The 25,120-nt window shown below is 55.2% G+C and carries 20 protein-coding genes and 2 tRNA genes; 21 read left to right on the top strand and 1 reads right to left on the bottom strand.

Features of this window, described 5'->3' with window-relative positions:
• The first annotated feature begins 25 nt into the window (after window positions 1-25).
• The 8 genes from ACYX4K_RS05065 (at window position 26) to aldA (ending at window position 11,690) form a co-directional block, all read left to right on the top strand.
• Window positions 26-799: an SDR family NAD(P)-dependent oxidoreductase gene (locus tag ACYX4K_RS05065; protein ID WP_475093201.1), complete on the top strand. Its 774-nt coding sequence runs from the start codon at window positions 26-28 to the stop codon at window positions 797-799.
• 13 nt (window positions 800-812) lie between these two features.
• Complete coding sequence (locus ACYX4K_RS05070) at window positions 813-1,967, top strand: mandelate racemase/muconate lactonizing enzyme family protein (RefSeq protein ID WP_475093200.1); 1,155 nt, start codon at window positions 813-815, stop codon at window positions 1,965-1,967.
• A gap of 82 nt (window positions 1,968-2,049) precedes the next feature.
• The gene (locus ACYX4K_RS05075; RefSeq protein WP_475093199.1) at window positions 2,050-4,470 is read left to right on the top strand and encodes a beta-galactosidase; all 2,421 of its coding nucleotides are present in this window, start codon (window positions 2,050-2,052) and stop codon (window positions 4,468-4,470) included.
• A 366-nt stretch (window positions 4,471-4,836) separates the two neighbouring features.
• Entirely contained in the window at window positions 4,837-7,128 is a 2,292-nt protein-coding gene (locus ACYX4K_RS05080; RefSeq protein WP_475093198.1) for an agarase, read from the top strand.
• 103 nt (window positions 7,129-7,231) lie between these two features.
• Window positions 7,232-8,371, top strand: coding sequence for a mandelate racemase/muconate lactonizing enzyme family protein (locus tag ACYX4K_RS05085; protein WP_475093197.1), 1,140 nt, complete (start codon window positions 7,232-7,234; stop codon window positions 8,369-8,371).
• A 12-nt stretch (window positions 8,372-8,383) separates the two neighbouring features.
• Complete coding sequence (locus tag ACYX4K_RS05090) at window positions 8,384-9,415, top strand: zinc-dependent alcohol dehydrogenase (RefSeq protein WP_475093196.1); 1,032 nt, start codon at window positions 8,384-8,386, stop codon at window positions 9,413-9,415.
• A gap of 37 nt (window positions 9,416-9,452) precedes the next feature.
• Window positions 9,453-10,217 carry an SDR family NAD(P)-dependent oxidoreductase gene (locus ACYX4K_RS05095; RefSeq protein WP_475093195.1) on the top strand — a complete coding sequence of 255 codons (765 nt, stop codon included), beginning with the start codon at window positions 9,453-9,455 and terminating at the stop codon, window positions 10,215-10,217.
• A 3-nt stretch (window positions 10,218-10,220) separates the two neighbouring features.
• Window positions 10,221-11,690 (top strand): aldehyde dehydrogenase, encoded by a 1,470-nt coding sequence (gene aldA / locus ACYX4K_RS05100; RefSeq protein ID WP_475093194.1) that lies wholly within the window; start codon window positions 10,221-10,223, stop codon window positions 11,688-11,690.
• Between the two features lie 166 nt (window positions 11,691-11,856).
• Here the strand turns inward: aldA and ACYX4K_RS05105 are convergent, their stop codons facing one another.
• Entirely contained in the window at window positions 11,857-12,465 is a 609-nt protein-coding gene (locus tag ACYX4K_RS05105; RefSeq protein ID WP_475093193.1) for a GntR family transcriptional regulator, read from the bottom strand.
• Window positions 12,466-12,830: 365 nt separating this feature from the next.
• Between ACYX4K_RS05105 and ACYX4K_RS05110 the strand changes: the two genes are divergently transcribed.
• The 13 genes from ACYX4K_RS05110 (at window position 12,831) to ACYX4K_RS05170 (ending at window position 25,103) form a co-directional block, all read left to right on the top strand.
• Window positions 12,831-13,730, top strand: a complete 900-nt coding sequence (locus ACYX4K_RS05110; protein ID WP_475093192.1) for a 2-dehydro-3-deoxygalactonokinase — start codon at window positions 12,831-12,833, stop codon at window positions 13,728-13,730.
• Between the two features lie 497 nt (window positions 13,731-14,227).
• Window positions 14,228-14,851, top strand: coding sequence for an adenylyl-sulfate kinase (gene cysC / locus ACYX4K_RS05115; RefSeq protein WP_475093191.1), 624 nt, complete (start codon window positions 14,228-14,230; stop codon window positions 14,849-14,851).
• A gap of 378 nt (window positions 14,852-15,229) precedes the next feature.
• Window positions 15,230-17,629 carry a DUF6351 family protein gene (locus ACYX4K_RS05120; protein WP_476178779.1) on the top strand — a complete coding sequence of 800 codons (2,400 nt, stop codon included), beginning with the start codon at window positions 15,230-15,232 and terminating at the stop codon, window positions 17,627-17,629.
• Window positions 17,630-17,807: 178 nt separating this feature from the next.
• Window positions 17,808-17,883 (top strand) — tRNA-Val (locus ACYX4K_RS05125).
• Between the two features lie 24 nt (window positions 17,884-17,907).
• Window positions 17,908-17,984: transfer RNA gene (locus ACYX4K_RS05130), tRNA-Asp, on the top strand.
• 302 nt (window positions 17,985-18,286) lie between these two features.
• Complete coding sequence (locus ACYX4K_RS05135) at window positions 18,287-18,649, top strand: MbcA/ParS/Xre antitoxin family protein (protein ID WP_475093189.1); 363 nt, start codon at window positions 18,287-18,289, stop codon at window positions 18,647-18,649.
• Window positions 18,646-19,428 carry an RES family NAD+ phosphorylase gene (locus tag ACYX4K_RS05140; RefSeq protein WP_475093188.1) on the top strand — a complete coding sequence of 261 codons (783 nt, stop codon included), beginning with the start codon at window positions 18,646-18,648 and terminating at the stop codon, window positions 19,426-19,428. Before ACYX4K_RS05135 ends, ACYX4K_RS05140 begins: the two co-directional genes overlap by 4 nt.
• Window positions 19,425-20,381, top strand: coding sequence for a 1-aminocyclopropane-1-carboxylate deaminase/D-cysteine desulfhydrase (locus ACYX4K_RS05145; RefSeq protein WP_475093187.1), 957 nt, complete (start codon window positions 19,425-19,427; stop codon window positions 20,379-20,381). The genes ACYX4K_RS05140 and ACYX4K_RS05145 overlap by 4 nt, the downstream gene beginning before the upstream one ends.
• 118 nt (window positions 20,382-20,499) lie before the next feature.
• The gene (gene rfbA, locus ACYX4K_RS05150; protein ID WP_475093186.1) at window positions 20,500-21,378 is read left to right on the top strand and encodes a glucose-1-phosphate thymidylyltransferase RfbA; all 879 of its coding nucleotides are present in this window, start codon (window positions 20,500-20,502) and stop codon (window positions 21,376-21,378) included.
• 2 nt (window positions 21,379-21,380) lie between these two features.
• On the top strand, window positions 21,381-21,938 hold the full coding sequence (rfbC, locus tag ACYX4K_RS05155) for a dTDP-4-dehydrorhamnose 3,5-epimerase (RefSeq protein ID WP_475093185.1): 558 nt from the start codon (window positions 21,381-21,383) through the stop codon (window positions 21,936-21,938).
• Window positions 21,928-22,845, top strand: a complete 918-nt coding sequence (gene rfbD / locus ACYX4K_RS05160; protein WP_475093184.1) for a dTDP-4-dehydrorhamnose reductase — start codon at window positions 21,928-21,930, stop codon at window positions 22,843-22,845. Before rfbC ends, rfbD begins: the two co-directional genes overlap by 11 nt.
• 20 nt (window positions 22,846-22,865) lie before the next feature.
• Entirely contained in the window at window positions 22,866-23,963 is a 1,098-nt protein-coding gene (gene rfbB, locus ACYX4K_RS05165) for a dTDP-glucose 4,6-dehydratase (protein ID WP_475093183.1), read from the top strand.
• 267 nt (window positions 23,964-24,230) lie between these two features.
• Window positions 24,231-25,103: an NAD(+) kinase gene (locus tag ACYX4K_RS05170; RefSeq protein WP_406827617.1), complete on the top strand. Its 873-nt coding sequence runs from the start codon at window positions 24,231-24,233 to the stop codon at window positions 25,101-25,103.
• The last annotated feature ends 17 nt before the right edge of the window (window positions 25,104-25,120 follow it).

Consider the following 25,120-nt stretch of genomic DNA (forward strand, 5'->3'; position numbering starts at 1 on the left):
CCGATCAAGAAAGTGAGAAGTCTTCATGTCTAAAGCCTTGCTGGATCAGAAGGTTGTTATCGTCACCGGTGCCGCTGCAGGCATCGGTTGGGGTATTGCACAGGTGTGTGCCGAGGCGGGTGCCAAGGTGGTACTGGCGGATATCAATGATGCGAGTAACCGGGTGGAAACCCTGCGCGATCGTGGTTTTGAGAGCGCCTATTTTCCGCTGAATGTGGGGGACGCTTCCGCCATTTCTCCGTTTATCGACGAGGTCTTCGAAAAGTTCGGGCGCATCGATGGCCTGGTGAATAACGCCGGCGTCACCATCGAGGGGGACTTTCTCGACTTCGACTTGGACAAACTGGACTGCCTTTGGGAAGTCAACCAGCGCTCGGTATTTCTGTTGTGCCAGGCGGCAGCGCGCCGCATGCAGCCTGGTGCGACCATTGTGAATATTGCCTCCAATCACGCTGGCGCCAGCGTGGCCGGCTACGAAATGTATTCCGCTACCAAGGGGGCGATCGTCGCCATGACCCGCGCCATGGCCTGGAGTCTGGGGAAAAAGGGGATCCGCGTAAACAGCTTGTGTCCGGGGCTGACTAAGACCGAAGCGGTGGCGAAAGTCGCCGATGAAAATCCGGCGCTGGCGGCGTCTTTCGATAATATGCACGCGGACAAAAAATACAACACGGTGGAGGAGGTCGGCCACATTGCTGCCTTCCTCCTGTCGCCCTGTTCCGGTGCCATGACCGGCTCCAATATCACCGCAGACCATGGCCTCAGTGCCAGCCTCTGTCCCACCGACGATCTGAAATGAGCGGAGTGCGAGCATGAAGATTAGCGATATCAAGGTTTACCCGGCCTGGGTTGGACACCGCAATCTGTGCCTGGTGAAGGTGGAAACCGACGAGGGAATCTATGGCTGGGGCGAGTCCGGTCTATCCAGTCGCGAGCTGGCGGTGGCCGGTGCGGTAAAACATTTCCGCGAGTTTCTGATTGGCCGTGATGCACGCAACATTGGCGCCCTGTGGCAGGAGATGTACCGCAGCCAGTATTTCGAAGGTGGCCGGGTGCTTACCGCAGCCATTTCTGCTATCGACATCGCCCTGTGGGATATTGCCGGCAAGGCGCTGAACGTGCCGACCTATCAATTACTTGGCGGCAAGCAGCGCGATGAAATTCCGCTGTTTGTGACTTCGACCAAATCCATGGGGCAGGCGCTGCTGGATGACTTCCGTGCACTGCGGGAGCAGGGCTGGGAAGTGATTCGTGCAACCACAGGCGAACACGGTTCGCCCACCGAGCCCACCACGTTTGATGTGCGCAAATCCATTGCCGCCGCAGCCGGGAGCTTGAAGGAAATCCGTCAGGAGCTGGGGGAGGAGTTGGTGCTGGGTATCGACTATCACCACCGCCTCTCTGTTGCCGAAACCGCGAGTTTCTGCCAGAAACTGGGCGAGGGTGTGCTCGATTTTCTCGAAGAGCCAATCCGCGATCAGTCGGTTACCGCGTACCAGGGGCTGCGCAAACTGGTGAATGTGCCCTTTGCCATCGGTGAAGAGTTCGCCAGCAAGTGGGACTTTATACCTTATATCGAAAACGATCTCACAAACTTTGCCCGTATCGACGTGTGCAACGTGGGTGGTTTGACCGAGGCGATGAAAGTGGCGGCGATGGCGGAAAGCCACTACATCGACATTATGCCCCACGACCCACTGGGCCCGGTGTGTACCGCTGCCACCATTCAGATGTGCGCGGCGGTGCCAAATCTTTCCTGGTGTGAGATTGCGCCTTACGACAGCAACAAATCCGATCACGACAAGTATTTCATCAACCGCCCGAAAGAAGTGAATCGGGTGTATCCGGTGGGCGATGCGCCGGGCATCGGCATCGATGTGAATGAGGAAATGCTCGCAGAGCAGTCTTTCAAATTCTGGGAGGCACCAAGACTCTACAAGCCCGACGGCAGCTACACCAATTGGTAAGAAATCTACTGCGCGTGCGCCTGGCGGCGTTCGATACGATTTCCAGCATTGATGAAAATTGATAATTAGAACGAGTAAGACGATGGAAACCAAGACCACTTCCAAGTATTCCCGCCAGCTGCTGTTGCGCTCCGTGCTGAGCCTGGCCGTTGCTGCCGCCACCCTGGGTGGCCTGGCTGCGTGTTCTTCCGGTGACAAGGGGGGTGAATCCAGTGCGGTTGCGAAAGTCTCTGCGGACTCCAACCTGTTGGCCGAAGATTTTTTCCTCGAAAACTTTAACGAGGGTGGGATTCCCGCATCGGTGCAGGTCAATAATGGCACCGCGAATCTGGTAGACGATGGTGCCGGTGGCAAGGCGCTGCAGGTGAAGTTGAAACTGCAGGAAAACAACGGCGCGGGCCTGGTGATTCAGCCGGCGGAAGCCTGGGACTGGAGTGAGTTTTCCGACTTCAACCTGGCGTTTGATGTGGCCAACAATGGTGACGAGTCCGTTCAGATCGATGTCACCATGGGCGATAAGAATGGGGATTTCTACACCCGCGGCCTGGTGGTACCTGCCGATGGTGTGTACCGTACCTATTACGCCAAGCTGCACGGGCACGACCAGGAAGATCCGAAAGCGGCCGCACAGAACGAATTCAATTTTGCCTCTGGTCTGCGCTCCAACCCGCCAACCTGGCAGTCCGACGATATTATGCTGCATTCCTTCTGGGGCAAGAAGCTGCTGGATCTGAGTGGCATTACCCAGATTTCTTTTGGCTCCGACGGCAGCCTGAGCGATCGCCAGTACACCATCGACAATCTGCGCCTGCGGGCAAACCCGGCCATGGATGAAAATTTCCTCACCGGACTGTTGGACAAGTACGGTCAGAACGCCAAGGTGGACTACGAAGGCAAGATCCACTCCGATGAAGAACTGGAAAAGGTAGTGGCAGAAGAGCTGGCGAGTCTTTCCGGCAAGCCCAACAGCGACCGCTCCAAATTCAGCGGCTGGAAAAATGGCCCGCAACTGGAAGCCACCGGCTATTTCCGCACGGAAAAAGTCAATGGCAAGTGGGCCATCGTGGATCCGGAGGGTTACCTGTATTTCTCCACCGGTATCGACATTATCCGCTTGTCCAACTCATCCACCATTACCGGATACGACTACGATCAGGACCTGATTCCCAAACGCAGCGCCGATGAAGTCATCGCCGAAGACGATCAGCCCCTGAACCGGGTGGACGAAAAAGCCTGGGCGACCCGAGAACTGATCTCCAAAACCCGCGCCGATATGTTCAACTGGCTGCCCGGTTACGACGATGACCTGGGTAATCACTACGGCTACCGCCGCGAGACCCAGTCCGGCCCGCTCCGACACGGTGAAACGTTCAGTTTTTACAGCGCCAATTTAGAGCGCCGTTACGGGGAAACCTATCCCGAGTCCTACCTGGATACCTGGCAGAAAGTCACCATCGACCGCATGCTGGACTGGGGCTTCACTTCCCTGGGTAACTGGGCGGCGGATTCCTATTACAGCGAGGAGCGCATTCCGTTTGTGGCCTTTGCGGACATCATCGGTGAGTTCAGCACGCTTTCCAGTGGCTTTGATTTCTGGCATCCGGTGCCGGATCCGTTTGATCCGCGCTTTTACCAGCGCACCGTGGTGGCTGCACAATCGGTCAGCAAGCAGATTGACAACAGCCCCTGGTGCATGGGCATTTTCTTCGACAATGAGCAGAGCTTCGGTCGACTGGAAAGTGATGAGTTGCATTACGGTATTGTGATCAATGCGCTGTCGCGGGATGGCGCGGACACCCCGGCCAAGGCCGCGTTTACCAAAGTGCTGAAAGAAAAATACGGCACCATCGAGGCGTTGAATAACGCGTGGAATAAAGAAGTGGCGAGCTGGGAAGCGTTCGAGAAGGGCATGGATTCCAGCCTCACTACCGATGCCCAGCGCGAAGACTATGCGACCCTGTTGTTCGAGTACGGCAATCAGTATTTCGGCACCATACGCAAGGCGATGAAGTCTGTAATGCCGAATCACCTGTACCTGGGGTCCCGTTTGCCGAGCTGGGGTATGCCCCCGGAGATTGTGAAAGCGGCGGGCAAGAATGTGGATATCATCAGCTATAACCTGTACGAGGAGGGCCTGGTGCCGTCCAAGTGGGATTTCCTGGCGGAGATCGACAAGCCCAGCCTGATCGGTGAGTTCAGTTTCGGTTCCGACGACCAGGGCCACTTCCATCCGGGGATTGTGATTTCTGCGGACCAGAAAGACCGCGGCCGTATGTTCAAGAACTATATGCACTCGTTTATCGACAACCCCTGGTTTGTGGGTGTGCATATGTTCCAGTACATGGATTCGCCGATTACGGGCCGCGCTTACGATGGCGAGAACTATGCCAACGGATTTGTTTCCGTGGCGGACGTGCCTTACGTGGAAATGGTCAAAGCGGCCAAGGAAGTCCACGAGGGGCTGTATGAGCGCCGCTTTGGTGATGTGAAGCCTGTCGAGTGATTTTTCGAGCGCTGTAGATAGTTCGGTGGCGGCGACGCTGCCGGGCAGGGCTTCCCAGGACACGCCGTGAACCCGTCCATGGGGGCTCTTCCACGAGGTCCCTCTCGCGGAAGGTCGTGGAAAGCCCTACCCGGCATCGACGCCTGCTCGAACAGATAGGTGGTTCAAACGTGCCTGCGCCAAAAGCCGGGCGATGGAGACAAGCGCGGTGCCCGAGAGGGCATCGCGCTTTTTTTATTGGTAAAACAAAGGTTTAAGCCCCTCAAGGGACATTGAAACGTTTACATTGAGTCTGGATGACTGTAGATTGTTAACAAAATATTGTTGATAAAACAGAATGACGATCTTTTGGTTCCGGGTAGCTCAATGTCGATCTCTTCTTCCTCAGTTCAATGTCTGTTGAAGCAACTTCGTTTCGGAGTACTGTGGCTTTCTGTGCCTCTTGTGCTGCTGTCTGCCTGCGGTCAGCCAGGCGATAAAGGCGCAGTAGTTGCGGGTCCGGGCAATGAGCACGAATACCCGCCGGTTTTATTGATTGGTGGTCGCGGGATCCCCGCAGGTGTGGAAGGGCAGGGAGTGTCGCTTTCCCGACTGTCGGTGGACACCGGAATCTCCCCGTTGCAGGCGATTTTCTCCAAAAACACCTACGAGCCGCGACTGGATCTTGCCCCGGATTCCGGCTGGGACTGGAGTGGTACCGGGGAGAATATCGGTCTGTCCCTGAAAGTAACCAATCCCGGGGACCACTCGGCGCAGTTGTTTGTGTCAGTCTACGATGATGAGACTTACGGTACCCGCTCGTTCAATGTGCCCGCGGGCGGGACCGGTACTTATTATTTCGATCTGAATGGTCCGGCACTTGCCCTGGATACCGGTATGCGGGATGCGCCGGCACTCTATGATAACGCCGCAACGGCGATGACCTGGATGTGGGGCAGCAAGTCACTGGATCTGGCGAATATCCGCCGTCTCGAACTCAATATGAAAAGTATCCTCAGTGACCGGACTCTGGTGATTGAGGATATATCCCTGGCGGGCAATGGCGATTTCCAGCCGCAGAAGTTGCAGGGAATTTTCGATCAGTACGGCCAGTATGTGCCCGAGGATTACCCGGAAAAAATCCACAGTGACGACGGGCTACGCGAAAGTGCCGAGCGCGAGGCGGAACAGTTTTCCGGCCCAGCTGGATTTACAGATCGCTCCCGGTTTGGTGGCTGGGCCGAGGGGCCGCGGTATAAGGCAACGGGATATTTTCGAACGCAAAAAGTCGATGGCCAGTGGGCGCTGATCGATCCCGAGGGGTACCTGTTTTTTGCCACCGGCGTCGACAACATGCGCATGGACAACACGGTCACCATGACCGGTGAGGATTTTGCGAATCCAGAAACCGAAGACGGGAAGACCATTGCATCCGAGCTGCGACGCAACCTGTTCCAGTGGTTGCCGGATAGCGACGATCCGCTCGCGGCGCATTATTTTTACCGCCCGGTAGTACACACGGGGCCGATGGAAAAAGGGCAGGGCTTCAGTTTTTATCGGGCCAATCTGCAGCGCAAGTACGGCCCGGAATTTATGCAGCGCTGGCGCGAGGTGACTATTGATCGCCAGTTGGCCTGGGGATTTACCACTCTCGGGAACTGGGCCGATCCCTCCCTGTATGACAACGGCAAGGTGGCGTATGTGGCCAACGGCTGGATTCGCGGCAATCATAAAAGAGTCAGTAGCGGCGAAGACTACTGGGGGCCGCTGCACGATCCGTTTGATCCTGAATTTACCGCATCCGTTCAGCGCACCGTCGCTCAGGTTGCCTCGGAAGTCGAGGACGACCCCTGGTGTATGGGCGTGTACATCGAAAACGAGCTGAGCTGGGGCAACACAAAAACCGATGCCGGCCACTTCGGCCTGATCATTCATACCCTGACCCGGGATGCGGCGGATAGCCCGGCCAAAGCGGCGTTTGTCGATATCCTGAAAAGCAAATACACCAGCGTGGAGAGCCTGTCCCGCGCCTGGTCCCACCCGGTGGATTCCTGGGCCGCATTCTCCCGCGGGTTTGACCTTGCCGAGTCTGCCGGCGGCAAGCAGCCCATTGCGGGGCCGCTGCGCGAAGATTTCTCCCTTTTACTGGAAGCGCTTTCCAAACAATTTTTCTCAGTGGTGCAGCGCGAGCTGGCGGCGGTAATGCCCAATCATCTGTTCCTTGGTGCGCGCTTTGCCGACTGGGGTATGACCCCGGAAGTGGTGCGCGGTGCCGCTGCCCATGTGGATGTGGTCAGTTACAACCTCTATACCGAGGGCCTCGCGGCAGACAACTGGGATTTTCTCGCCGAGATCGACAAACCCTCGATTATCGGGGAGTTCCATATGGGCGCCACGGATTCTGGCAGCTTCCATGCCGGTCTGGTTTCCGCCGAGAGCCAGCAGGAGCGGGGCGCCATGTTCCGCGACTATATGCGCACCATCATTGATAACCCTTGGTTTGTGGGTGCCCAGTGGTTCCAGTACATCGATTCGCCGGCCTCCGGGCGCGCTTGGGATGGCGAGAACTACAACGTCGGCTTTGTCACCGTGGCGGATGAGCCCTACGGCCCGCTGGTGGCCGCAGCCCAGGCGCTGAACCGGGAACTGTATCCGCGGCGATATGGGCAAAAAAAATGATTGATGTTAATTGTTAACAATATACAATGGTTTCATTGATTGAGGTCTAATCAATGGATGTATTGAAGTGCTAATAAGAAATCACGGATTTTGGGGTTCCTCCATGCTGATGGAAGTACAAGAGCAGGCGAAAGAACTGCTGTCTTCGAGCACCATCGCCGCCACCAAGGTTGAGTATTACCAGATTCCCCTGGCAGAAGTACTCTCCGATGCGCGCCACGGTGACCATACTCACTTTGAGGTTCTGGTGTTTCGTGTGCGCTGCCAGGACGGCCTGGAGGGCGTGGGGTATACCTACACCGGTGGTCGCGGCGGTCGCGCCATTTACTCGCTGTTGCAGGACGATATCCAGCCGCTGCTGGAAGGCCGCGATGCCTCGGATATCTTCGCCATCTGGGAGGGGATCCAGTCTCACCTGCATTACGTTGGCCGCGGTGGCCTGCTGAGCTTTGCGCTGTCGGCGGTGGATATCGCCCTGTGGGATCTGCGCTGCAAACGTCTGAATCTGCCCCTGTGGAAGGTGGCCGGCGGCGTTGGGAATACCACCAAATGCTATGCCGGTGGCATCGATCTGAATTTCCCTGAGCCCAAACTGCTGGACAACATTTGCAACTATCTGGCGCGCGGCTTTAACGCGGTCAAGATCAAGGTGGGCAAGGAAGACTACCGGGAAGACGTGGCCCGCGTGGAAGCAGTGCGCAAGCTGATCGGTGATGACGTCACCTTTATGGTGGATGCCAACTATTCCATGACCGTGGAGCAGGCGGTGCGCTTTGGCCGCGCGATCGACCACTGCGATATCACCTGGTTTGAAGAGCCCACTATTCCCGATGATTACCTGGGGTACGGCCGTATTGCCGACGCCATCAATATTCCCTTGGCGATGGGGGAGAACCTGCACACGGTGCACGAGTTCACCTATGCCATCGCCCAGGCCAAGCTCGGTTTCCTGCAGCCAGATGCCTCCAATATCGGCGGTATCACCGGCTGGCTGAAAGTGGCGGAACTGGCCTACGCGCACAACCTGCCGGTGTGCAGCCACGGCATGCACGAACTGCATGTATCGCTGATGGCGAGCCAGCCCCACGCCGGCTACCTGGAAGTGCATTCATTCCCCATCGACGAATACACCACCCGCCCGATTGTGCTCGAAAACGGCCGCGCTGTTGCCTCTAACGAGCCGGGTACCGGGGTGACTTTTGATGAAACTCTGCTGCGACCACATCTGGTCAAGCATTCTTAACAGGTGAAGTTCATGCAAGCTCAAGCTGCACAGTATGTCGGCAACAAATCGTTTGAAGTTGTGGAAGGTCGCTGCGATGCACCAGCGGCGGATGAGGTTCGTCTCAAGGTCGGTTACGTGGGAATCTGCGGCACCGATATGCACATCTACCACGGTGTGATGGACCAGCGTGTACAGCCGCCCAAGGTTGTCGGCCACGAAATGTCCGGAGTTGTGGATGCGGTGGGTGAAAACGTAAAGGATTACGCCGTGGGCGAGCGCGTTGTCGTGCGTCCGCTGGATTACTGCGGTGATTGCCCGGCCTGCGATGAGGGTCACAGCCATATCTGCCACAACCTGAAGTTTATGGGCATTGACTCTGTCGGTGCTTTCCAGAGCTACTGGAATGTCAAAGCCCGCACCCTGCATAAGCTGCCGGAAAACGTTTCCCTGAAGCAGGGCGCACTGATCGAGCCGCTGGCGGTAGCCTGCCACGATATCTCCCGTGCGCGCCTGAAGGCCGGTGAAAAAGCGGTGATTCTTGGTGGTGGTCCTATCGGCCAACTGGTGGCCCAGGTTGCCTTGGGTATTGGTGCCGAGGTAATGATCTCAGAACCGAGCCCGGAGCGTCGCGCGTTTGCCGAGAAAACCGGTGCGCTGGCGGTAAACCCCATCGAGCAGGATCTGAAAGCGGCGGTGGAAGACTGGACTCGCGGCAAGGGCGCAGACGTGGTCTTTGAAGTGTCCGGTGTGCAGCCGGCAGTGGATGCCATGACCGACATTGCTGCCGTGCGCGGACGCATCTGTATGGTGGCCATCCACTCCCAGAAGCCACAGCTGGATCTGTTCAAGTTCTTCTGGCGCGAGCTGGAACTGGTGGGTGCCCGCGTATACGAAGCGGCGGATTTCGAGCAGGCCATTGAGATGGTCGCCAATGGCAAGATCGACCTGGTGCCATTTATCAGCAAGGTCGCACAACTGAATGATATCGGCAGCGCATTCGCCTCCATGGATGGCAATCCGTCCGGCATGAAAGCGCTGGTTTCCTGCGGCGCTGAAGACTGAGCCGCACATCCGAGAACGAATTGAAGTGAGAAATACTATGTTGGATAAATTCAGCCTCGCCGGCAAAAAAGCCCTGGTCACCGGCTGCAACCGCGGTATCGGCAAGGCCATGGCCGTGGCGCTGGCGGAAGCCGGCGCGGACGTGATCGGTGTCTCCGCCAATCTGGATCTGAATGATTCTGAGGTAGGCCGCGAAGTGGCCGCCGCGGGCAAACAGTTTTTCCCCTACCAGTGCGATTTTTCCGACCGCAGTTCTCTGTATGCCTTTATTGATAAGGTAAAGAGTGAGCATAAAGAGATCGATATTCTGGTGAACAACGCGGGCACTATTTTGCGCGCACCGGCGGCCGAGCACGGCGATGACCTGTGGGACAAAGTGATTGAAGTAAACCTGAATGCCCAGTTCATCCTGAGTCGGGAGATCGGCAAGGAAATGGCGGCGCGCGGTGCGGGCAAGATCATTTTTACCGCATCGCTACTGACCTTCCAGGGTGGCATTACGGTGCCGGGTTACGCGGCCAGTAAAGGCGCCATCGGCCAGATTACAATGGCACTGTCCAATGAGTGGGCGTCCAAGGGCGTCAACGTGAATGCGATAGCGCCGGGCTATATCGCTACGGACAATACTCAGGCACTACGCGAAGATAGTGAGCGCGCCAGCAGTATTCTCGCGCGTATTCCCCAGGGGCGCTGGGGTGAGCCGGAAGACTTCAAGGGCCCGATCGTATTCCTGGCCAGTGAAGCCTCCAACTATATGAATGGCAGCGTCGTCCTGGTAGACGGCGGCTGGATGGGGAGATAACTCATGGCTCTCGAACTGAAAAACAATGCCTTGAAAAACAACGTCAACTTTGTGAATGGCGAGTACATCGCCTCCAAAGCGGACGGCATTATCGAAGTGCTGAACCCCAGCACCGGCGAAGTGCTCGGCAGTATTCCCAAGGGCTGCGCAGAAGATGCAGACAAGGCACTGCAGGTTGCCAAGGCCGCGCAAAAAGCCTGGGCCAAGCGCACCGCGCGGGATCGCGCTGCACTGCTGCGTAAATTCGCCGCGGCGATTCGTGAGGAAACCGAAGCCCTGGCGGAACTGCTGGTGAAAGAGCAGGGCAAGCTGATCAGTGTTGCACGCGGAGAAGTTGGCGCAACCGCCACTTTCATTGAATACGCCTGCGACAACGCGCTGACCCTGGAAGGGGATATTCTTCCGTCCGACAACGAAGATGAAAAAATCTACATCCACAAGGTGCCCCGCGGTGTGGTGGTCGCGATTACTGCGTGGAACTTCCCGCTGGCACTGGCCGGCCGCAAAATTGGCCCGGCCCTGATCACCGGCAACAGCATTGTGATCAAGCCCACCCAGGAAACCCCGCTCACCACCATGGAGCTCGGCCGCATCGCCAACGAAGTGGGTATTCCGGCAGGGGTGCTGAATATCGTCAACGGCGAAGGCTCCATTGTCGGTCAGGCCCTGTGCGAGAGCCCGCTGACCGCAATGATCACCATGACCGGCAGCACCCGCGCTGGCCAGATCATTCACCAGGCCAGTGGCAAGCACATGATTCCGGTGATGCTGGAACTGGGCGGTAAGGCGCCGTTTATTGTGATGGAAGATGCGGACCTGGATAAAGCCGCGGAGGCCGCGCTTTGGACCCGGTACGCCAACTGCGGTCAGGTGTGCACCTGTGCCGAGCGGCTGTATGTGCACGAGAGTGTGTACGACGCCTTTATGGCCAAATTCCTGCCCAAGGTGCAGGCACTGAAGGTCGGCGACCCGCTGGACGAAAACACCCAGATGGGCCCCAAAGTGAATGCCCGGGAGATCGAGCATATTCACGAACTGGTGCAGAAAAGTATTGCCCAGGGCGCCGAGCTACTCACCGGTGGCAAGCCGGCACAGGTTGCAGGTTTTGAAGGCGGCAACTGGTATGAGCCCACGGTGCTGGGCAATGTGACACAGGACAATGTCCTGGTACACGAAGAGACCTTCGGGCCGATTCTGCCCATCGTAAAAATCTCCAGCATCGATCAGGTGATCGAATACACCAACGACAGCGAATACGGCCTGTCCGCCTATCTATTTACCGAAAACCTGCGCTACATCCATCAGTCCATCGCGGAAATGGAAGTGGGCGAGGTGTATGTGAACCGCGGTATCGGCGAGCAGCACCAGGGTTTCCACAATGGCTGGAAGCTGTCCGGTATCGGCGGTGAAGACGGCCGCTACGGCCTTGAGCAGTATGTGGACAAGAAAACGGTTTATCTTTCGGAGGCTTGAGCAGCCTCTGGACTCTTCCTTTCATCTCATCAGGATGAACACCTTTGCGGGGACTCTAAGTCCCCGCTTTTTTTATCTTTTATTTTTGCTTTGTGGCTATTTTCGCCATAAGTTCCGGGCATAAAAAAGCCCGGCACTTGGCCGGGTTCCGTGTGCGGATTCGGTATTATTTGATGTTGGCGCGAAGTGCAGTGGTCGCCACATTGATTTTATTGGCCTTGAGCGCTTGCAGGATCGCGCGGTGCTCGTCCACGCAGTCTTTCGGCTTGGAAATACGCTTGTAGTTCATGCGCATACGCAGCACGATGGGGTACCAGAGGTTGGTCAGCTCATCGCCGCCAGCGGCCTGCACCAGGTAGCGGTGAAAATCGATATCCGCTTTGGTGACCTCGTTGAATTCCTGCGCGTCAAACGCGTCTTGCAGGCGTACCAGAATATCCTCAAGCTCGGCAAAATCCATTTCTGACAGCTTGCCTTTCAGCTGGGAGATGGCGAACACTTCGATACGCCGGCGGATATCCACCATCAGTTCCTGCATGGACGGATCCAGCACACTGTTTACCGATACGCCACAGTTGTTTTTGGCGACTAGCAGCCCCTCTTTGGTGAGCTGCAAAAGTACGTCTCGCACCGGTCCACGGGAGACTCCGAAACGATTGGCGAGCTGCTGCTCGTTGAGTTTTGTGCTGGGGGCTAGCTCTCCGGAAATAATGTCGGAGCGCAATTGGTCCGCGATCTGCTCGCGCACCGGAATGATCTTTGTGGCTTCACGCATAATGGATTCTGCTACCAATTATCCTAGGGTGGGGAGTCTGTCCCACCGTGTCTGACGTTCTTTAGCTCAAGCTTCTTGCCCTGTACGCCCATGCTCGCTCTATCTACCGACGTGACTGGCCCTAGAAAAGCTGCAGCGACTTGTAACAAATCTACAACAGGTACCTGATTAAGGGATAGTACCCCAGACGAACAAAAAAATCGCCATTAAACTGTTAACAATCAACAGTTAAGCTGGTTAAATCTAGTGTTTACGGGACCTTCGAGCAACTAATCAGTGGTTTCGAGAGCGGATCAATATGGATTGTCCGTTAATGGTCAACAATCAACCAATAGATAATTCAAATAGGTCGTCGGGGTGCCCCAATGAGTGAAGTTTTGGTGTGTGACTGGGGAACCAGTAGTTTTCGGCTGATGAGGGTTGGTGAGCACGGAGAAATAGTTTCACAGATCAGTACCGATTGTGGGGTAAAAAACCTCAAACAGGCGGATATGGAAGCCTACTTGAAGGTGCAGCTGTCGGCGATAGGTGGGTCTGATTGCCCTGTGATCCTGTGTGGCATGGTGGGGTCCGGCATTGGTTGGTATGAAGCGCCCTATGTCGACTGTCCGGCTTCAAAGACTTCGCTTGCCCGGGATCTGGTAAAGATTCCGGATACCGACCTGAACGCCTGGTGTGTACCCGGTGTAAAGCGCATAAGCAATACGGGCGCTGCTGACGTGATGCGGGGAGAAGAGACCCAGGTGGTAGGCTGGCTGACCCAGGCAAGCCCAGAGGAGCAGGCGAGGAGCACCCTCTGCCTGCCGGGAACCCACAGCAAGTGGGTCCAAATTGAAGGTGGCGAGATCTGTAGCTTCAGCACAGCTTTCACTGGTGAGCTCTACGCTCTACTCAATGACTACAGCGTGTTGGTTCAAGGGGAACAGGAATACTGTGCCGAAGCATTTCATGCGGGCTTAGCAGCCAGTGCTGATGAGACCGGGCTGATTCATCAGCTTTTCAATGCTAGAAGTCGTGGGGTTTTGGGCCTGCAACCGATAGCTGCCAGCGCGGTGTACCTATCAGGGCTGCTGATAGGAAGTGAAGTGGCTGCCATGGCGAGATCACTGGAAAAAGGGAGCCTTGTCCACTTAATTTGTGGGGACTATTTAGCAAAGCCCTATGGCCGGGCACTTGAATACTTTGGCCTCGCCTTTAAGCACTATTCCGGAAGCACCTACTCCGCGCTGGGATTGTGGGCTATTGGTGATGAGTGCTTATTTTGATCGGCAGGAGTGTTAGTTTGACCGGAATCCAGTTGACATGAAGACTGAGTCTTGGCCCGTTGTACGTCCGAAACCTGGGCCATTGCGGTGCGACGTGACCATTTTACTGCGATAGTAAAGTGGTGTGCATATATACAGCTCGGTGGTGTGGTAACATTTGCAACATCACGGCGCCATGCGGGTTACAAGGGTGTCATCAACGGGGTGGCTTACCACTGCGATCCACATAAGTCATTGATTTATAATGATTTTATATCTGGTTGTGGCTCCTGAGGTCGCGGGTTCGATCCCCGTCGGCCACCCCATATTTGACCTTTTGGTCCCGCAAACCCGGCTATATGCCGGGTTTTTTGGTTTTGGGACGGTATTGTTCTATCGGTTGCCTTTACCCACACTGGGGCGATCTAGGATAATGCGCGCCAGTTCTATCTTTTTCGGCTGGGGAATCAGTCGGGATTTTCTATTAGCAAGTTCAAAAAAGTACTTAGGGGAAGAGCGTGACGGAAGTAGTCGAGCGTAAGGCAACCAATGTTCATTGGCACGATGGTGAAGTTACCCGTGGTGACCGTGCGGCAATGCTGGGTCATAAAGGTGTGACTCTGTGGTTCACCGGTCTGTCCGGTTCCGGTAAAAGCACCGTTGCGGTTGCTGTAGAGAAAGCGCTGACGGCCCGTGGCGTTCTGACTTACCGTCTCGATGGCGACAATATCCGCCTCGGTATCAACTCCAACCTGGGTTTCTCCGCGGAAGACCGCCAGGAAAACATCCGTCGCGTGGGCGAGATTTCCAAGCTGTTTGCGGATACCGGCGTAGTCGTTCTGAGCAGCTTCATCAGCCCGTATGCGGACGACCGCGCCATGGTGCGCAAGGTCCACAAAGAGGGCGACCTGCCGTTTATGGAGGTGTTTGTAGACTGCTCCCTGGAAGCGGCCGAAGAACGCGACCCCAAGGGCCTCTACAAGAAGGCCCGCGCCGGCGAAATCCGTGGATTCACCGGTATCGATGATCCCTACGAAGCGCCAGAGGCACCAGAGCTTCATTTGCGCACGGACAAAATGACATTGGAAGAAGAAGTTGAAGCGGTGATCAAGTCCCTTCAGGACCGCGGTATCATCGTCTAATTTCGACGCTTCTTGTAGAAGCCTGCTTGCGGCGAACCCGGGGTTCTAAAAACCTCCCAACAGGTTCGCCTGCAAGCAGGCTCCTAGCTCCGACGGGTTTGGGAGTCATCGAAATCCTCGTTGGCCCAGCCACCGAAGCAACATTAGCCAAATGTTCTCCTGCCACCCAAGTTCCGACACTTAAGTTCTTTGATTTCTCCCTCCTTGCTGTCTAAGTTTTAAACGACAACCCCTGCCAAATATTCTTCGAGTAATCTCGCCCGCCAACCGGCCCACGCTTTTCCCGGCGCCACATATACTGTTGCTGTGCCCGCAGTTTTTGATGACGAAAGGTTCGTCTCTTCGGTGCACAGGGATACATAGCGTACGGAGGCGCATATGGCTTGGAGCGCAAGGAATTTGACTGCGCGATTTGGGGTTCGGCGTGTGGTGACAAGTTTTGCTGTCGCACTTTTTGTTCTGCTTGGGCTGGGCACCTGGTTTGTTTACGAGAATTTGCCAAGGTTACCCGGTGTGCCCAAAGCACCGGTGGTGGGAGTTCCCGAAGGGGCGCTGGATCACTCCCCGCAGTCGGCTTACCTCGGGGATCACCCACGGAAGAGCGGTCGCCCCACAGATTATTTTCCTTTCCCAATTGCCATTGGTGAAAGTGGCCCTGTTGAAACACTTTTTTCCGGGCCGTCTACGTATCCATTTTTATGTGGTCAAAATAAGGTAACCAATAAGCAGCCGCTGGTCGACAATCACAGCGGTGAGGGTATTCCGATTTTTGACCTTAATGAAAAAGGGGAGCAGACGGATGAAGTGGTTGGCTATAGCCGCGACTGTAGCCACGCAACCTCCGTGTCCTATTTTTATCGAAGCTCGATAGATGGCCAATTCCATCCACTGGAGGATGCGAATGGGGATGTTGATCAGGTCACTGTCAACGGCCGCACTACCGACTTTGTGGTGCGCCTGGAAACAGGCACTATTAACCGCTTCTTTTACGCTATTGCCGTTTTGAGAGGCGACGGTGAAACGGCAGAAAATCCGAATACCAGTAATTGGAATAAGCGGCTGATCTATCAATTTCGCGGTGGTGTAGGTATCGGGCGCAGCCAGGGAGATATCGGGCGTCATCACATCGTTGAGCGTCGCGAAGACCAGCTTGCGCGCGGCTACGCCGTTGTGTACTCCACCGCGAACCAGACCAGTAATCATTACAATATCTGGTTGGCTGAAGATACTGCCCGGCGCTTGAAAAAACAATTCGCCGCATTATATGAAGAGCCTTTGTATACCGTCGGTATCGGTGGCTCCGGCGGCGCTATTCAGCAATACCTGATCGCACAAAATGCCCCCGGTGTTCTGGATGCGGCGTTACCACTCTATTCATATCCGGATATGGTGAGTCAGACTATTTATGTTTTTGATTGCGAGCCACTTGAATATTACTTTGATGTGGTAGCCGCGGGTAATGAGCGGTGGAAGGAAGTTTCCGAGCGCGAAGCAATCATCGGCCTTGCGACCAAGGCTGGCTTCGAGCATCGATTCAAAATCCTGGAAGACGCGGTAGGGTTATTTGATGGCCGCTATAAGGGTACCGCCAATGGAGCCTCCGAGTGTGTGCAGGGCTGGAGAGGTTTGGTACCGTTGGTGAACAATCCGAATTTTATTCATTTCAGCGCCAGTTTTGCGGATTCGGTGGCAGAAAAGACCCATTGGACACATTGGGAAGATCTGCGGAATTTCTATGGCGCGGGGCAAGACGGCTACGCCAACAGTGCCTGGGATAATCAGGGTGTTCAGTATGGCTTGAACGCACTAAAGCAGGGCAAGATCGATATCGATGAGTTCCTGCGTCTGAATGCAACTATCGGTGGTTGGAAAGATCCGACGGAGCAGGGCGGTGAGAAGCTCTGGTTTATGAATGGGGATGTATTCCCTGTCGAGCTATCGGTGTGGAGTGAGCACAATATGAACCTGGGTGGCCTGGATAATCCGGCCCCCAGAAGTGTTGCGGACGTTGAAGCTATAGAGGGGATTTACCGGTCAGGGCATGTATTTCTAGGAGATGTAGAGATCCCCATCGTCGACTTGCGGCATTACCTCGATGGAGAGTTGGATATGCATCATAGCCTCGCTTCCTTCTCGAGCCGCGAGCGTATCCGGCGGGCGCGGGGGCATGCAGAAAATCAGCTGATCTGGATGAGTCACAAGAAGTATGACCCAGTTGACGAAGCTCTCGACATTATTGACCACTGGATCCAGAAAATTGCTGAAAATCCTGAGCGGGGCGTTGCTGGCAACAAGCCGGTAGAGGCGACAGATCGTTGTTTCGACGAGAGCGGAAATGTACTGGCGGCGGGTCCGGAGGTTTGGGACGGCGCCTGGAACCATAAATCCGACGGTGCCTGTATGCAGCGTTACCCCATTTACAGCACTCCCCGGCAAATGGCCGGCGCACCGATAACCGGTGATGTGTTCAAGTGTGCGTTGCAGCCACTGGAGCGGGCTATCGCCAAAGATACCTATGGCGCGGCTACTGGAGCGATTGTTTCGCGTATCGATGATATGCGGCGGATCTTCCCGGATGGGGTTTGCAACTATAACGAGCCCGACATTGGGCGTCCAAAAGGCCCGCTATTCCAGCAGGGTGGACCCGTCATCATCGCTGGCCAGCCGATAAATGCTGACTATCGCTTGCAGCCAGAGCAGATTGCCGCTGAGCCGGAATTGAAGGATGAAGTCGTGCCGACCCCCGTGTCAGTAGATGCAGTCCCGGAGGAAGATTAGCTCGAAAAATCAACGACTTAGGTCAATAAATAGGCGCCGGAAAGTTTTTGAATTTTTTGGCGTCTTTTTTGTTGACTCTAAACCACAGTCCGGTAAGATGCGCCTCGCTCTCGGGGGACAAGCCCAGAGCAAAACGGAAAACTTGATAGCTTTTAGCTTGAATAACAGTTGCCCGAAAGGGTGGTTAGCTCAGTTGGTAGAGCGGCGCCCTTACAAGGCGTAGGTCACAGGTTCGACCCCTGTACCACCCACCACTTCCTCAAAGGAAGCACTACCGCGGACCGGTAGTTCAGTTGGTTAGAATGCCGGCCTGTCACGCCGGAGGTCGCGGGTTCGAGTCCCGTCCGGTCCGCCAGATACAAAAAAGCCCCTGATCGAAAGATCAGGGGCTTTTTTGTATCTGTTGGATCGGCGTGCGAAAGCCCCCGTTTGACCAAATCGCAAAGCGATTTAGGACGCCAAAGGCGCCCGAAGGGTGAGTGGCGCAGCCGCGAATCAGTCCCGTCCTGAACTCGGCAAAATGTTGGCTAGCTTGCGAACAGGGGCTTTTTTGTATCTGTCAAACCGGCCGGGGCGGCGCCATGGAGGCATTTGCCATTTGTCCAAAATGGGAATATATTTAGGTCATATGTCCTCTAATTCAAGCTCGGAGGCAAAATGGCCAGTCCAGCCCATACCCCGCAAGTCTGTGAAGAACAGGTCCTCCTCGAGGCAACCCTCAATACCGCCAATCATCTGGGCCTGAAAAAGAAAGAGCTCAGCGAAATCATTCATCTAGATGACCGCACCCTGCGCCGCCGCAGTGGTCTCGCCCCGCACAGTGCCGAAGGCCAGCTGGCTCTGTTACTGGTTCGAGCCTACCGATCCGCCTTTGTCCTGATGGGCGGAGAGGAGGGAGCCAGAACCTGGTTTGCCACCGCCAATCGCGCACTGAACGGCGTTCCCAAAGAGATTGCCCGTCGCATTGACGGCCTGGTGCGTATTGTTACCTATCTTGATGCCATGCGGGGCAAGGTGTGATTGACCTGCGCGATAAAATCCGCCAGTCCACTATCCGCTTGTTCGGGCGCCTTTACCGCATTATTGAATCTCAGGAAGAGGTCGCCACCCGCGGCCTTGTCGACAGTCTGCAAAAACAGGAAGTGCTGGAAAATCTCCTTGAGCAGAGCAAGCCCGCGAGGCTACAGGGAAGTGAGGACCTGCACTACCTACTTGCAACGCCATTTCGTTACCCGCCGCTCCCGTGGGGCTCGCGTTTTGGTGGCGTCGCCGAAAGTGGTATTTTTTACGGTAGTAAAACCATCGACACTGTACTTGCCGAGACTGCTTACTATCGGCTGCTGTTTATCAGTGATATGGAGCAGTCCCCAGTCGCCCCCGTCACCAGCTTCCATCAGGTTTTCTCCGCTAAGTACTGCGCAGATCCGGGTGTTCGCCTGCAGTCGGCGGATTGGCAGGCGCACTGGCCGCAAATCACCCACTGCTCGGAGTATCGCTTTTGCCAGCAGTTGGGTGCACAGGCGCGAGAGGTGGGTGTTCAGGGACTTGAGGTCCCGTCTGCGCGCGCGCTGTCCGCCGGGTTGGTGAAGCTGCCGATGACTGGTGTGGAGGGCATCAATATAGCCTTGTTTACACCTCAGGCGCTTTTGCGCCGCCCGCCTACCATGGAAGCTGAAGTTACTGCCGAGTCTTCAAACGACGGTGTGACCTTCCTCATCAAGTCCGGGAGTGGGGTTCAGACCAGATATTTCCCGCGAGAACTGTTTCAAGCATCCGGCCAGATTCCCCAGCCCGCATGATCCGCTATCTCACTGAGCTGAGCCTGGAGGCCTTTGTAGAGGCCGCCAGGAATGTACCTTATCAGCAGATTGAGTCTGACCTGTTTCCCGGAATCGACCTCTGGATCCGCCGCGACGACCTTATTGACCCCGTTATTTCAGGCAACAAAGCCTACAAGCTGATCTTCAACCTGTTGGAGGCGCGGAATCAGGGCAAAGATACCATCGTCACCTGCGGTGGCGCCTGGTCGAACCACATCCACGCGACAGCCGCTGCGGGGCAGCGGTTTGGGTTCAAAACCATCGGGGTCATTCGCGGCGAGAGGCCGCCGACGCTGAGTGCCATGTTGCAGGACGCCGAACGGTTTGGGATGGAATTGCGATTTGTTTCCCGGGCTGTCTATCGGGAGCGGGATGAGAGCGGGTTTTGGTTGCGGTTAGGGTTGGTTGGTGACCGGTACTGGTTTGTGCCGGAGGGTGGGGCGAATGTACAGGGTGCTCGGGGTGTCCAATTGTTGAGCGAGGTGATTGGCGAAACCCGTCCTGTAAACTTTGAGGAGTACTGGTTAGCAGCTGGTACCGGTTTGACACTTGGGGCTTTAGCAGGTGGGGGCGCGCAAGTCGGAGAGGTAATGGTCAATGGCGTTGCTGTATTAAAAGCTGCCTCGGCTATACAGCAGGTGGCAAGTGGTTGGAGCGGGGGTTGTGCCACGGTGTGCCGTCATGCAATCAAAGTCGTGGCTGGTAGTCATTGTGGCGGTTACGCCAGGACCGATGATCGGTTAAAGCGGTTTAGTGAAGTTTTTGCGGGGGCCAGCGATATACCTCTGGAGCGTGTTTATACAGCGAAGGCCGGTTTGGGTTTAAGTGAGTATGCCAGCCAGTGCAACTTTGTTTCTCAGGCTCCCTTTGAGCGGAAAAAAATTCTCCTATTGCACACCGGGGGGTTACAGGGAAGCAGGGGTTTTTCCTAGGCGTTAGCGTAAGGGCTGTCTATTTTTTGATCTAAAATATTGTGGTTCGACGTGTGCGTTCAGGTTCGGCATAATCACCCGCGAATTTTATAGCAATGATACGCTACGAGGGGGTTTTGTGCGTAAGGGAATCATTTTAGCCGGGGGGACCGGAAGTCGGCTCTACCCGCTGACGAAGGCTGTCAGTAAGCAGCTGATCCCAATCTACGACAAGCCGATGATTTACTACCCCCTGACGACGCTGATGTTGGCGGGTATCAAAGATATCCTGATTATTTCAACCCCTCAGGACTTGCCGGCTTTCCAAAATCTCCTCGGCTCGGGTGAGTCGTGGGGGATTAACCTGTCATACGCTGAACAACCTTCTCCAGACGGCCTCGCCCAGGCATTCATTATTGGTGAGTCATTTATAGGTGGCGACGACTGCGCATTGGTGCTCGGTGACAACATCTTCCACTCCCATGACTTTATGAATCTGTTGCAGCGGGCTTCAGGTCAGGTAAAAGGGGCAACAGTATTTGGCTACCATGTCAACGACCCTCGGGCCTACGGAGTTGTTGAATTTGATGAAGACGGTAGAGCGTTGTCGATCGAGGAGAAGCCCGCGCACCCCAAGTCGAAATACGCAGTAACTGGATTGTATTTCTATGACAATCAGGTCATTGATATCGCAAAGTCTATTCTTCCATCTCCGCGTGGAGAGCTTGAAATTACAGATGTAAACCGGGCATACCTGGAAGCCGGCACATTAAACGTTGAAGTGATGGGGCGTGGAGCCGCGTGGCTGGATACGGGCACCCACGACAACCTGCTGGCAGCCAACCACTTCGTACAAACTATCGAAGTGCGCCAGGGGCTCAAGATTGCATGCCCGGAAGAGGTGGCTTTCCGAATGGGGTATATCACTGCCGAGCAGTTACAGATCCTCGCCCAGCCGCTGCTGAAAAGCGGTTACGGAGAATATTTGCTGCAAGTGATTGAAGACCGGGTATTTTAAGCGTGGAGATAATCAATACCAAATTGCCGGACGTTAAAATTCTGCAACCCAGAATTTTCGGTGACGAGCGCGGCTTCTTTATGGAAACTTTCCGGGACAGCTGGTTCCGTGAGCATGTTGCCGATGTCACTTTTGTGCAAGATAACCATTCTAAGTCGGCACATGGAATTCTACGCGGTTTGCATTACCAGGCGCAGCAGACACAGGGAAAGCTGGTGCGTGTGGTCCATGGGGAAGTGTTTGATGTGGCTGTGGACATGCGTGAGGGGTCTCCTACATTTGGCCAGTGGACCGGCACTTTGCTGTCAGCGGAAAACAATCGCCAGTTCTGGGTGCCTGCGGGATTTGCCCACGGGTTTTATGTCACCTCTGACTCCGCAGAATTTGTATACAAATGCACGGATTACTACCACCCGCAGAGCGAATACAGTCTGCGCTGGGATGATCCGGAAGTTGGCATTGCCTGGCCTCTGATCAATGGCGCAAAACCGCAACTCTCGGAAAAAGATGAGCAGGGGCTGCCCCTGAGCAAGGCGCCGAGGCTTCCCTATGTGCGCTGACGTAAAAAGGGCGCTGGTATTTGGCAAAAGCGGGCAGCTAGCCTGGGAGCTTCATCGTACTTGCCCGGTAAATTGGAAGGTTGAACGGCTGGGAAGCGCCGAAATCAATTTGCTAGACCCTGCACAAGTCGCCGATGCCATTGGCGGATATAAACCGGACCTGGTGATTAACGCCGCTGCGTACACATCGGTCGATAAAGCCGAGTCAGACCGTGATGCCGCCTTTGCCTTGAATCAGCACGCGGTTGCCAATATCGCCGACGCTGTCGCACTCCAGGAATGCACCGCGCTGGTACATGTGTCAACGGATTTCGTTTTCAACGGAAAGTCTTCCACGCCCTATACCTGCTCCGACGACACCAACCCTTTGAGTGTTTATGGGGAGAGCAAGCTCGCCGGCGAGCTCGAAGTACTCAAGCGGCACCTGCCGCGCAGTATTGTCTTGCGGACCTCCTGGGTATATTCCAGCCACGGAAGCAATTTTGTAAAAACCATGCTCCGGCTAATGAGTGATCCCGCTCGGGAACAGCTTAATGTGGTGTATGACCAGGTCGGCACGCCTACCTGGGCATACTCGCTGGCGCAAGCCATTTGGCGGGCCGGGGAGCAGTTAGTGGAGTCTGAAGCGGTCAATCCCGGGCAGGTCTTTCACTGGACAGATGCAGGTGTTGCTTCCTGGTACGACTTCGCGGTTGCGATCCAGGAATTGGCACTGGCAAGAGGCCTGCTTGAGCGCAAAATCCCAATCAAGCCCATCCCCCATACGGACTACCCAACTCCCGGTGCGCGACCGGCATATAGTGTGCTCGATAAGGCGCCGTTCGAGCACGCTTTTGGTGTGACACCCGAGCATTGGCGCAGCCAGCTCGAGTCCATGCTTCTCGAGTTGGCTCAACAAGAAAATTAACAAGCGGTTTGGAATAATTCATGAGTTCAGGCAAAGCGCCAGCAAAATTATTGGTCACTGGCGGCGCAGGCTTTATTGGGGCCAACTTCGTACACTACTGGCTGGCTGCATACCCACAAGACACAGTTGTTGTACTGGATGCACTCACCTACGCGGGAAACCGTGCCAGTCTTTCGCTTGTAGAGGAGCATCCTGGCTTCACGTTTGTACAGGGCGATATCTGCGATACGGAACTGGTCGAGCAGTTGCTGACCCAGCACAAGCTCGACACCATTGTGCACTTCGCGGCGGAGTCCCATGTTGACCGCTCCATCACCGGGCCGGATGCGTTTATAGAAACCAATATCATCGGTACATATAGCCTGTTGAAAGCCGCAAAAAAAGTCTGGTTGGACCTGCCTGCAGCGGATGGCCTGGACCCCATCAAGCACCGATTCCATCACGTTAGTACCGATGAAGTGTATGGAACGCTGGATCCAAACGACCCACCGTTTTCGGAGCTAACCGCCTATGCCCCCAATTCGCCGTATTCGGCGAGTAAGGCTGCCTCAGACCATCTGGTGCGTTCTTACCACCACACTTACGGTCTGGAGGTCACTACCTCAAACTGTTCGAACAATTATGGCCCCTACCACTACCCGGAAAAACTGATCCCCCTGATCATCACCAATATCCTGCGCAACAAGCCTCTGCCTGTGTATGGAGATGGTAAGCAGGTTCGCGACTGGCTCTATGTGGAGGATCACGCCCGGGGTATTGACCTTGTACTGACGCAGGGACAGCCTGGCGAAAATTACAATATTGGTGGCCACAATGAATGGCAAAACATTGAGATTGTTCAGCTGGTCTGTAATTTGCTGGATGAAGCTTTTGCTAAACAGCCTGATCTGGCGAAAAAATACCCAGAGGCAATATCTGCAATTAACGCGAATAGCACTGCATTAATTGCGTACGTCAAGGATCGCCCGGGCCACGATCGGCGCTACGCCATTGATGCCGAGAAAAGCCGTCGTGAGCTTGGTTACGAGCCGGTAGAGAGCTTTGAAACCGGTATTCGCAAAACGGTAGCATGGTATCTGGAGAATGAGGGCTGGTGGCGTGAGCTACTGAGCGGCTGATCTGTGCGAAATTTGACCGATCTGGGTTGATGCTGGCACCTCGATAAGTGATTGGTGAGCTGACAGCGGTGTGGTGAATACCAAGTTGGTACGGACGTTCAGTCGCGTTCGACTCCAGATATTGCATAAGGCATAATCGGCTGTTCTGTCGGATACTTGTGGGTGTGTCGCTGGCTCCGCGCGGTTTCGAATTAAAATACCGGTATTGATAATAAAGTTAACGTTGCAAGGGCCCTAAATTCGGGCACCAGTTGGGTTGGGGGAGTGGTGTCGGAATTCCAGAATATCGGCCTTATTGGCCGAACGGAAAGCGAAAGTGCGGTTCTCTCGCTCAAACGCCTAATGGCGTTTCTTGAGCGGGAGGGCTACTCCGTCGTTCTTGAAAAGAATACGGCGAATGATGTTGCAGGCCACAACGCTCGCGTATCCAGCAAAGACAAGCTTGGCGAGCTTTGCGATTTGGTCATCGTTGTAGGCGGTGACGGCAGTCTGCTGGCTGCGGCACGCGCACTGGCTAAATTTAGCGTCCCACTCCTTGGTATCAACCGTGGCCGCCTAGGCTTTCTGACCGATATCACTCCCGATGAAATTGAGCAAAAAGTAGGTGAAGTGCTTGCCGGCAAGTATATGGCCGAGAGTCGCTTTCTGCTCGATATGTCCGTTACCCGCGACGGCAAACCCGTCGGTAAAGGCTCCTCACTCAATGATGTGGTAATTCACCCTGGTGAATATATCCGCATGATCGAATTTGACCTGTTTATCGATGGTCAGTTCGTATATACCCAGCGCTCCGATGGCCTGATTGTCTCGACGCCGACAGGTTCTACCGCATATGCACTATCGGGTGGGGGCCCAATAATGCATCCAAAGCTGGATGCTATTGTGGTCGTGCCCCTTAATCCGCATACGTTAAGCAGTAGGCCGATCGTCGTTGAGGGCAGTAGCGAATTCAAGCTTGTTGTTAGCGGGCACAATACAACGCACTCGTATGTCACTTGCGATGGGCATGATCAGGTAATCACGGAGCCGGGCGACGTGATTAGAATTCACAAAAAGCCGCACCGGCTGACACTGATCCATCCGATTGGCCACAATTTTTACGAGACGTGCCGTTCGAAATTGAACTGGCAAAATAATTAAAAGTACGTTTGAGGTTT

Source organism: Microbulbifer sp. ABF4_107 (assembly GCF_056312215.1).

What these genes read in the sequence shown, in the direction of transcription:
- ACYX4K_RS05080 (WP_475093198.1), top strand. Translation starts at nt 4,837, where the DNA reads ATGTCGATCTCTTCTTCCTCAGTTCAATGTCTGTTGAAGCAACTTCGT.
- ACYX4K_RS05135 (WP_475093189.1), top strand. Translation starts at nt 18,287, where the DNA reads ATGGCCAGTCCAGCCCATACCCCGCAAGTCTGTGAAGAACAGGTCCTC.
- ACYX4K_RS05065 (WP_475093201.1), top strand. Translation starts at nt 26, where the DNA reads ATGTCTAAAGCCTTGCTGGATCAGAAGGTTGTTATCGTCACCGGTGCC.
- ACYX4K_RS05070 (WP_475093200.1), top strand. Translation starts at nt 813, where the DNA reads ATGAAGATTAGCGATATCAAGGTTTACCCGGCCTGGGTTGGACACCGC.
- ACYX4K_RS05090 (WP_475093196.1), top strand. Translation starts at nt 8,384, where the DNA reads ATGCAAGCTCAAGCTGCACAGTATGTCGGCAACAAATCGTTTGAAGTT.
- ACYX4K_RS05085 (WP_475093197.1), top strand. Translation starts at nt 7,232, where the DNA reads ATGCTGATGGAAGTACAAGAGCAGGCGAAAGAACTGCTGTCTTCGAGC.
- ACYX4K_RS05110 (WP_475093192.1), top strand. Translation starts at nt 12,831, where the DNA reads ATGAGTGAAGTTTTGGTGTGTGACTGGGGAACCAGTAGTTTTCGGCTG.
- ACYX4K_RS05095 (WP_475093195.1), top strand. Translation starts at nt 9,453, where the DNA reads ATGTTGGATAAATTCAGCCTCGCCGGCAAAAAAGCCCTGGTCACCGGC.
- rfbB (WP_475093183.1), top strand. Translation starts at nt 22,866, where the DNA reads ATGAGTTCAGGCAAAGCGCCAGCAAAATTATTGGTCACTGGCGGCGCA.
- ACYX4K_RS05105 (WP_475093193.1), bottom strand. Translation starts at nt 12,465, where the DNA reads ATGCGTGAAGCCACAAAGATCATTCCGGTGCGCGAGCAGATCGCGGAC.
- rfbD (WP_475093184.1), top strand. Translation starts at nt 21,928, where the DNA reads ATGTGCGCTGACGTAAAAAGGGCGCTGGTATTTGGCAAAAGCGGGCAG.
- ACYX4K_RS05120 (WP_476178779.1), top strand. Translation starts at nt 15,230, where the DNA reads ATGGCTTGGAGCGCAAGGAATTTGACTGCGCGATTTGGGGTTCGGCGT.
- aldA (WP_475093194.1), top strand. Translation starts at nt 10,221, where the DNA reads ATGGCTCTCGAACTGAAAAACAATGCCTTGAAAAACAACGTCAACTTT.
- ACYX4K_RS05145 (WP_475093187.1), top strand. Translation starts at nt 19,425, where the DNA reads ATGATCCGCTATCTCACTGAGCTGAGCCTGGAGGCCTTTGTAGAGGCC.
- ACYX4K_RS05075 (WP_475093199.1), top strand. Translation starts at nt 2,050, where the DNA reads ATGGAAACCAAGACCACTTCCAAGTATTCCCGCCAGCTGCTGTTGCGC.